Annotated in this window: 10 protein-coding genes; 1 reads left to right on the plus strand and 9 read right to left on the minus strand. The window is 67.0% G+C overall.

Features of this window, described 5'->3' with window-relative positions; all coding sequences use genetic code 11:
* Positions 1 to 376: 376 nt before the first annotated feature.
* The 8 genes from QMX79_RS18675 to QMX79_RS18710 all read right to left on the minus strand — a co-directional run bounded on the left by QMX79_RS18675 (position 377) and on the right by QMX79_RS18710 (position 5,388).
* On the minus strand, positions 377 to 961 hold the full coding sequence (locus tag QMX79_RS18675) for a S26 family signal peptidase (RefSeq protein ID WP_079389507.1): 585 nt from the start codon (positions 959 to 961) through the stop codon (positions 377 to 379).
* Positions 958 to 1,515 (minus strand): DUF2840 domain-containing protein, encoded by a 558-nt coding sequence (locus QMX79_RS18680; protein WP_044463536.1) that lies wholly within the window; start codon positions 1,513 to 1,515, stop codon positions 958 to 960. The genes QMX79_RS18675 and QMX79_RS18680 overlap by 4 nt, the downstream gene beginning before the upstream one ends.
* Positions 1,512 to 1,775: a hypothetical protein gene (locus QMX79_RS18685; protein ID WP_044466077.1), complete on the minus strand. Its 264-nt coding sequence runs from the start codon at positions 1,773 to 1,775 to the stop codon at positions 1,512 to 1,514. Before QMX79_RS18685 ends, QMX79_RS18680 begins: the two co-directional genes overlap by 4 nt.
* Entirely contained in the window at positions 1,772 to 2,410 is a 639-nt protein-coding gene (gene parA / locus QMX79_RS18690) for a ParA family partition ATPase (RefSeq protein ID WP_044463537.1), read from the minus strand. Before parA ends, QMX79_RS18685 begins: the two co-directional genes overlap by 4 nt.
* Positions 2,411 to 2,651: 241 nt before the next feature.
* Positions 2,652 to 3,494, minus strand: coding sequence for a replication initiator protein A (locus QMX79_RS18695; RefSeq protein ID WP_044466078.1), 843 nt, complete (start codon positions 3,492 to 3,494; stop codon positions 2,652 to 2,654).
* A gap of 26 nt (positions 3,495 to 3,520) precedes the next feature.
* Positions 3,521 to 3,805: a helix-turn-helix domain-containing protein gene (locus tag QMX79_RS18700; RefSeq protein ID WP_033938359.1), complete on the minus strand. Its 285-nt coding sequence runs from the start codon at positions 3,803 to 3,805 to the stop codon at positions 3,521 to 3,523.
* A 111-nt stretch (positions 3,806 to 3,916) separates the two neighbouring features.
* The gene (locus QMX79_RS18705) at positions 3,917 to 4,684 is read right to left on the minus strand and encodes a DUF2285 domain-containing protein (RefSeq protein ID WP_044463538.1); all 768 of its coding nucleotides are present in this window, start codon (positions 4,682 to 4,684) and stop codon (positions 3,917 to 3,919) included.
* Positions 4,685 to 5,037: 353 nt separating this feature from the next.
* Positions 5,038 to 5,388: a DUF2958 domain-containing protein gene (locus tag QMX79_RS18710; protein ID WP_044466079.1), complete on the minus strand. Its 351-nt coding sequence runs from the start codon at positions 5,386 to 5,388 to the stop codon at positions 5,038 to 5,040.
* 616 nt (positions 5,389 to 6,004) lie between these two features.
* Here QMX79_RS18710 and QMX79_RS18715 point away from each other — a divergent pair.
* A complete protein-coding gene (locus tag QMX79_RS18715; protein ID WP_044463539.1) occupies positions 6,005 to 6,295 on the plus strand; it encodes a helix-turn-helix transcriptional regulator in 291 nt (96 codons plus the stop codon).
* A gap of 300 nt (positions 6,296 to 6,595) precedes the next feature.
* On the opposite strand, the gene QMX79_RS18720 is transcribed toward QMX79_RS18715, so the two are convergent.
* Positions 6,596 to 6,910 carry a DUF736 domain-containing protein gene (locus QMX79_RS18720; protein ID WP_044463540.1) on the minus strand — a complete coding sequence of 105 codons (315 nt, stop codon included), beginning with the start codon at positions 6,908 to 6,910 and terminating at the stop codon, positions 6,596 to 6,598.
* Positions 6,911 to 7,642: the final 732 nt, after the last annotated feature.

Genomic DNA, 7,642 nt, shown 5'->3' on the forward strand with positions numbered 1-7,642 from the left:
TATCACACCCCCCGCCGCCCGCGCGCGCCGGGGCCGCCCGCGCCCCCGCCCCCCCGCCCCCCCCATGTGCAGACTGGCTTTGCGTTCGGCCGCGTGCCGAACCCTTTTGTCTTGCCTTCCGCCTTTGCCCTTCGCTCCCGCTCCGGGCCTCGGCGGCCCGGCGGCGCTGCTGTACCCGCAGCCAGCCCGCCGGCGAACGCGCCGATGGCCGCAGGCCAGGCACGTTCGAGGCAAGACGCCTGCACGTTGGACGGCTGCGCCGGATGTTGCGCGAGGCGCGGCGCGAATGCGCCCGCGCTGCACGCGCGACGACACGGCAGCAGCAGCGAGAACGACATGCCCGATGGCACGCCGGAGCGCAGCGAATCGGCGGCCATCATGGGCGTGTCTCCAGCCAAACCGGGTGCGCAACGCCGATCACGGCGGATGCGCTGACCGGGCCGAAATACCGGCTGTCGAACGAGGCCGGATTCGTCACGCTCAACAGGAACAGTTCGCTAGCTTCAAGACGGCGGCAAAGCTGCAACGATGGCAGCGGCCGGCCCAGCCGGTCGACAGGCAGCGCGGCGGCCGCAGGCACGCCGTCGATGCGAACCTGACCGGCGACGATGCAAACGTGTTGCGGCGCGACTGCGCCCACACGTTTGAGCAGCGGCACGCGGGCCGGCAGGTAGCCGCGCTGCGCAGCGAGCGCGGCAGCGTCGGCAGGCAATCGGGTCAGGACGATGCTGCCGACCGGCAGCGAGGCCGCCCGATGGTCGAGCGGCTGCACGCGATACCAGCCGACCGCCACGCTGTCGGACGGGTTGTAGATCAGGCGCGGCAGCGGCTGCACGAACGCCGCCCAGGCCAGCGCAGCGAGGCCGGCGGCGGCGAAGCCCGCCAGCACGATGCGAGCGCGCAAACCTGCGCGGGGCGAGCGAGGACGCGGCGCGGGGCCACTCGTGGAAATCGCGGTCATGGGAATGTCCTCCCGGCCAGCCAAGCGGCGTGCCGTTCTGCGGTGTATTCGGGCAGCGGCGAGCGCGCCGCGAGCCGGTTGGCGAGCGTGCGCCAGTACGCGGGCGACACGTCGATGGCGGCGATGCCCTGCGCGTCGATTGCGTCGATGCGTTCCAGCACGGCACGCACCGCGTTCTCGCCTTCGGCGTGCAGCAGCAGGCGTGCGCCGGGCCGCACGCCGGGGATGCGCTGCACGGCATCGAGCGGCGTGGCGGCCTGCATCACCATGAGCTGCCAGCGCACGGTGCCGTAGTCGTTGGCCTGCCAGCGGATGCGGCAGAACATCGCGCCCGGCAGGAACACCGCGCAGCGCCGCCAGCGGTCGAGCCGCAGCGTGCGCGCCGGCTCGCCGAAGCGCAGGTAGAGCTTGAAGTGCGGTTCGATGTAGGCGAGCGATACGCGGGTCAGCGGTATGTCGCCGGCCTGGCCGGCGAGCGTCGAAAGCGCAGGCAGCGGCGCAGCAGCCGGTGCAGCCGTCGCCGCGTGAGCGGCAGGCAAGGCGGATGCGTTCATGGCAGGTTCTCTGGGCGCTTGTCGGGAAACTCCCGCTCCAGTAAGCCGCGCAGCAGTTCGGCCACGGTCACGCCTCGCGTGAAGGCCGACACCTTGATGCGCGCCCGCATGGCGGGCGTAATGTCGAGCGTCAGGCGAGCGGTGTAGAGGTCGCCCTTGTTGAGCGCATCGGCGTCGCCCTGGCGAATCCACGCCTCGGCGTGCGGATTCGTGGGCGGACGCGCGCCGATGCCGACGCGCTTGCTGCGTGGGCTGCTCATGTCGGCCACCGCAGCAGTTCATCGGTGAGCGCGGCAATCTCGCGGGCGGCGGTGCTGTCGGGCGCGGTTTCGCGGGCGAGCCGGCCAGCGGCCACGCTGTCGGCGAAGACGATGCGCTGGTGGATCTCCGAGCGCAGCGCCGGCAGCGGCTGTTCGGCCAGCGATTGCCGCGCCTCCCTGCCGATGATGGTGGTGCTGACGCGCCGGTTGATGACGAAGGCCGCTGCTAGCTGCGGCCGGAACACCTGCGCTTCGCGGATCAGCGAAACCATCTCGGCGCTGGCCCACACGTCGTAGGGACTGGGCTGCACCGGGATCAGCACGCGCTCGGCCGCCAGCAGCGCGGAGCGCGCCAGGGCGGCGATGCGCGGCGGGCCGTCGATGATGACGTGATCGGCGCGGCGGGCCAGCTCTGGCGCTTCCTGATGCAGCGTTTCGCGGGCGAGGCCCACGGCGCTGAACAGCCGTGGCAAGCCTTGCTGGCTTCTGCGCTGCGTCCAGTCCAGCGAGGAACCCTGCGGGTCGGCATCCAGCAGGATGACGTGCAGGCCGCGCATCGCCAGCTCGCCGGCGATGTGCGTGGCGAGCGTGGTCTTGCCGACGCCGCCTTTCTGGTTGAGAAACGCGAAGATCATGGCGCGGCCCTCCGAGCTGGAAAGCCGGCCTGGCCGTGCCGTTTCGTGGTTGTCCACCGAAACGGCGCGCTTCTACCAAAAGTTATGTATTTCTTGTTAGGTAAGTTAGAGGGAACGCAAACCCGCGCTGTTATTGGCTTTGCGGCGTTTTCGTACTCCTGATAGCACGAGGGTCGTACTCCTGATAGCACGATACCCGGTACTCCTGATAGCACGAGGCCATTCACAGGTTTTCCCGCAGTTATCCCCGTGCCGTGGGCGGCACGGGCCGGAAGGTCAGCAGTTCGGCGTTGTCGTCCGGCATCCGCTCGATGCCGAGGACGTAGCCGGGCAACGACTGCCGCGCCACCAGGGCGCGCAGGTCGTAGGCGAAGTCCGAGAAGCGGGCCGCGCTGCCCGATTTGCGGTACAGGTGCCGGAAGTCGAATTGCCAGCCGTGCTCCTGCCGCCCGCCGTGCTTGCGCACCAGTCGGTAAAGCCACCGCTCGATGCCGCCTTTGAGCCGGAAATACGCGGGGTCGATGGTCAGCACCAGGGCGGCGTCGAGCACGCCGGCATAGAACCAGTCCGGCAGGATCAGTTCGATGCCCAGCGGCGTGCCGCTGGCATCGGCCAGTTCCTTCCATTCGTTGATCCACGAGAAGCGATGCAATCGCCTTCCCGTGGTTTCGCGGATGGACGTGGCCACCGTGGTCGATTGCAGCCGGTCGAGCGCGGCTTTGAGGCGCAGGTAGTCGTGAAGCGACGTGCCGCGCCCGATGAAGCGCAGCACTTCGTAAGGCGTGGCGCGTATCCAGCGCGACGGGCGCAGGCCCGCGTCGCGCGCCTCCACGATCTGCGAGGCGGCCCATATCAACAGGTCGGCATCCCATATCGTGGCGATGCCGTGCTCCTGCGTGCCCTCCACGCGGATGGCGATGTTCCCGCTGCGGAAGTCGATCGGCGCGACGCGCCGCGACTTGGCGAGCGAGAAGAACGGAAAGGCCATCAAGTCCTGGCTGTCGCGGGGTGCCATGTCGCCCGGCAGCGCGCGGAACAGGTCGAGCTGTTCGCGCTGCAAGGCTTGCCCTGGCGGGCTGGACATGGCGACGGCCACCCACGCGCCAGCGATCAGCGGCCATCACGGTAATCGCCCGCGTGGCGTTCGGCATATTCCGGGTCGGAAGTCGCCTCGTAGCTGCGCTGGTCGGCCCAGGCATCGAGGTCGGCCACCGCGTACATGACGCGGCGGCCGAACTTGCGGAACTTGGGGCCGCCGCCGATCACGCGCTGCTTCTCCAGCGTGCGCGGCGACAGCCGCAAGTATTCGGCGGCTTCGTCGTTGGTCAGGTAGCGTTGGGGCTGCGCGGGCGCAGCGACAGCAGCGGCGGCAGGCCGCAAGGGAGCGGGTCGCATCGGATGTACCTCCATCAAGCCCGGCAGCACCACGCGGCCGGATAGAGGCACTTTCGAGAAAGCGAGGCTTCTTGCTAAGGGACGTTCTTCAAGGGACGCGAAACGTCCCCCCTAGTGCAAGGGTGGCGGAAGCTGTGCCAGGCGGCGGTAGCCGCCGCGCATCAGCGCATCGCCCCGGCGCACCAGCCGACGTACACGGGCACGCAACGCGCTGTCCTTGTGCCAGTCGGCCGCGACGGCATCCGCGCCGAACAGCCCTTCGGCCACCACACGCAAGGACGCGCCCGCGAGGGTCGCGTCGAGCGCCTGCAAGGTGTGCAGTTCCAGCAGCGCGGCAGGCGTGGGCCGCGAGCGGGTCGCCGCCGTAGGCGCGGCTCCGGTTGCGGTGGACAGCGCATCCAGCCCGGCCGCCAGCGCGCGGTAGCGCGCGCAGGGCGTGGCGCAAGCGCGGATGGCATAGAGGTAGGCCATGCCGTCTTCCAGGCCCGGCGCAAGTGCGAGCCGCACGCAGCAGCCGGGCCAGCGCGATACCAGCACCAGGCGCGTGCCATCGTGGATCAGGTGTTTGCGTCCTGGGACGTTCCAGAACTCGAAGGCATCGGCATCCGGCGGCGGGTCGGCATCCGGGTAGAGCTGCACCACGCCATCGTGATCGGGAAACCAGGCCGGATGCGCGTCGCGCGCATCCAGGGCCGGGTCTTCCAGCAGGCGCAAGCCCCACGCCTGCGCCACGTCCGGTCGGCGGCGACGGCGCAGCCAGTCGCGGCGGTAGTCGGGATTCCTGCGCAGATACTCCCACGCCAGCGCAGGGCCGTCGAGGTGCAGCGCGTAGAGATACGCGGCGGTTGGATACCAGTGTGCGGCGCTCGGTTCGGCCATGACGCAACCTCCTGACGATCAGCAGGAACGTCGCCACGGATTCCGCGGTGCGGGAGCTATCGAATCGCCATCAAGTCGCCATCGAAATCGAGGTAAGCTGTAACTGCTGGTATCAAGACCGATTCGCTCCGGGGCATTGCTGAAATCGTCTGAATGCGACGGCTGAAACGCCGAGGGATCGGCGTGCAGCATCGAACACCCTGCCGTATCGCGCACCAAGCATCATTGCCGTTTTCGCCAGAAGTGCACCGCTTTGGGGCAAGAGTGCGGATTCAGGACGAATGGGTCTGGAGTAAGGCCGAAATAGCCACAATGCGCTCTCTTTCGCTTCACGCGCCTTTCACGGCCGCCGATCAGTCCATGATCGAGCCGTTCTCCTGCGCCAGTCGGACGTATTCCGACAGCGGGCGCACCGCCTGGAAATAGCGATCACGCATCACGGACTGCTTGTGCAGCCCGACGATGGACGCCAGATCGGACAGCTTCACCGTTCCCAGCGCCGGCATACCAATCCCGAGGTCGATCAGTCCCCAGGCCGTATCGCCATCGGTCGGATCGAGCGTGGCTAGTAGCCAGGTCACATGCGCGTCGGGGGTGAACAGCCGCACCACGGGCAGCGGGTCGAGGTGCTGGCCAGCGGCGAGCGCCGCTCCGTGGGCGAGCAGCCGGGCGCGTTCGTCAGCGGTGACAAGTGGCAAGGTCATGGCCGGAACCTCCACGAAACCAAGGATGCGCGGATGCGCTTCTGCGTCGAAGCACGGAACCGCCAAACCGTCTCCGTGCTTTCGTGCGCAAGCACGGATGCGCAAGCCATTGCATCCTTGGAAGAACGCAAGCGCAGAAGCGGAATTGTAGGAAGCCGGAAAGACACGGATGCGATTCCCCGGTTCTGTTTGTATCCGTAGATACGGATTTCCGTAAATGTCGTTTTCCGTTAAAGGCTGGACTGAGGAAAGCCACGACTCCAGTTTTTTCAGTCACTTACGGACCTTCATGATTTCCGTTAATTCTGGAATCAGGCCGAAATTTCCGCTGAAGCTGGACTGGCTGAACAGCCAACCAGCCGGCGGCCTGACCGCCTTAGACCAACCACCACGTCTTCGAACGTCAATCATGAACACCCCTTCATGGCACGGTTCTGATCCCGCACATCGCTCGCATCCTCGCCCGGAGTCCGGGAATTAGCGGGCGAGTCCAGCTTTAACGGGAACAGTCCAGCCTTTAACGGAAAACGACAGTAAAAGCACGGAACAGCGTTTTTTCGCCAATGAGTTAAATATAACGTGGTTTTAATTGTCCTTAGATTCGACGCTTCTGTCTATGCAGAAGCGAACTGTCCAGCCCGGCCGCCCGGCCGGCTCCGCCACCTTCGATGCCGAGCTGGCTCAAGCCTTCGGCGCGGCGGTGCGTGTGCTACGGATGGAGCGAGGGATTGCGCAAGAATCGCTGGCGCACCTGGCTGGTATCGAGCGTTCGCACATGGGCAAGGTCGAGCGTGGCGAACACATGCCCACGCTGGCGGCCATCTTCAAGATCGCCCGCGCACTCGATTGCAGTACGGCGGTGCTGATGGCCGAGACGGAAAGCCAGATCGCGGCGTCCGAGACATAGCCGCAAGGGAAGCGCGGAGCGCCGCCAGGCGCGAAGGCGTGAGGGATTGAAGCCGCATGGCCGTGACGACGAAGGCGGCACGGGGCGAAGCCCGAAAGCCCGGCGGCGCTTGCAGCGCCGACACGCCATCTTGGATTTGCCTCTACGGACGCAAAATCCGCCAAGCATGGCGACTGCCATACCGGGTCTGAAAACGATCAGGCAAGAGCTGAGGCCGATGGCCTCCCGCTGCCGTGCGTTCGGGGCCGCGATGAACAGCATCGCACCCCGCCGCAATGGGCGGGGAGCGGTGGGCGGCCGTCAGGCCGCCTGGGGCTTGCTGCGCGACCAGATTAGGTCGTGCGTGCCGTCCTCGCCTTCGATCAGGCGGGCATAGACCGTCGCCGGGAACGAAGGATCGTCGAGGGTCACGGAGACGTAGGCCCGCCCGGCCTCGCTGGTCTTCTTCCACGCCGCGCCAATGTCATGGCCTGCCGCCTGAACGCGGAAGTCGGGGGCTTTCTCGTTGTCGCCCTTGTCGTTGGAAACCAACTTGACCTTGACGTTGAGGGTCAGGGTGCGGAGCTGGCCGGTGAAGCCGTCTTTCTCTGCGGTGAAGGTGCCGATGTTAGCCATGATGATTCTCCTTTCGGGTTGAACAAGGTCGCGCCTATCGCGTCCTTGTTGTGAACCGGCCGGCGGGGGATGGGCTGGCCGCACCGCTTGCGGTCGAAGCGCAGCGGAGAGCCTGGAAGCGAAAAGAATTTGTCCCGCGAGGAATGCGCGCAGCGCAGGGGAAATTGTTTCCGCTGCAAGGTTGCGGCCATGAAGCCCAAGGCGCAGCCGTGCCCTCGCCAGGATTCACGACAAGCCAAGGACGCAGGGGCCGCCCGCTCCCGAAAGGAGATATGGCCGACCTCGACATCCCCGCATGACGGCTGCGCCGGCCTGTGCCCTGACGCGGGCCAGGTCAAGCACCAGCGACAAGGCAAGAACGCCCCTGCCGCAGCCTTGGGCGGCAGGGCGCGGTGTGGAAGCTCCATAGCAAAGCCGGGCGGCGTATCCGTGGCCCGTCCTTCGTGACGTGGTTGCTCTGAACCGCCAGCGTCAAGGACGGCACGCTTTCGTGCAACCTGCCGCAGCAAGCTGGGGCGTAGCCCCACAAGCCCCGCTCATTGTGGCGGGGCGCTGTCGGAATGTCGGCGGCGCGTGCGCCGCCGCACTTGTGCGGCTTCAATGGTTTCTGCGCACAAGGCGGCTTGTGCGCGGCCCCTTCGCCGTCTGACCGAAGGCGGCGAAGGGGCGTTTGGGATTTGAGCATTTAAACCGGGCCCGGCCCACGCCGCGCCCCGCTTTTTTGGATTACCC

This window comes from Stenotrophomonas sp. PS02300 (assembly GCF_029959395.1).
Lineage (GTDB): Bacteria > Pseudomonadota > Gammaproteobacteria > Xanthomonadales > Xanthomonadaceae > Stenotrophomonas > Stenotrophomonas maltophilia_AD.

Bases quoted from the DNA above. Each gene is read 5' to 3' on its own strand.
- QMX79_RS18715 (WP_044463539.1), top strand. From the start codon at position 6,005: ATGCAGAAGCGAACTGTCCAGCCCGGCCGCCCGGCCGGCTCCGCCACC.
- QMX79_RS18695 (WP_044466078.1), bottom strand. From the start codon at position 3,494: ATGTCCAGCCCGCCAGGGCAAGCCTTGCAGCGCGAACAGCTCGACCTG.
- parA (WP_044463537.1), bottom strand. From the start codon at position 2,410: ATGATCTTCGCGTTTCTCAACCAGAAAGGCGGCGTCGGCAAGACCACG.
- QMX79_RS18705 (WP_044463538.1), bottom strand. From the start codon at position 4,684: ATGGCCGAACCGAGCGCCGCACACTGGTATCCAACCGCCGCGTATCTC.
- QMX79_RS18720 (WP_044463540.1), bottom strand. From the start codon at position 6,910: ATGGCTAACATCGGCACCTTCACCGCAGAGAAAGACGGCTTCACCGGC.
- QMX79_RS18710 (WP_044466079.1), bottom strand. From the start codon at position 5,388: ATGACCTTGCCACTTGTCACCGCTGACGAACGCGCCCGGCTGCTCGCC.
- QMX79_RS18700 (WP_033938359.1), bottom strand. From the start codon at position 3,805: ATGCGACCCGCTCCCTTGCGGCCTGCCGCCGCTGCTGTCGCTGCGCCC.
- QMX79_RS18680 (WP_044463536.1), bottom strand. From the start codon at position 1,515: ATGAACGCATCCGCCTTGCCTGCCGCTCACGCGGCGACGGCTGCACCG.
- QMX79_RS18675 (WP_079389507.1), bottom strand. From the start codon at position 961: ATGACCGCGATTTCCACGAGTGGCCCCGCGCCGCGTCCTCGCTCGCCC.
- QMX79_RS18685 (WP_044466077.1), bottom strand. From the start codon at position 1,775: ATGAGCAGCCCACGCAGCAAGCGCGTCGGCATCGGCGCGCGTCCGCCC.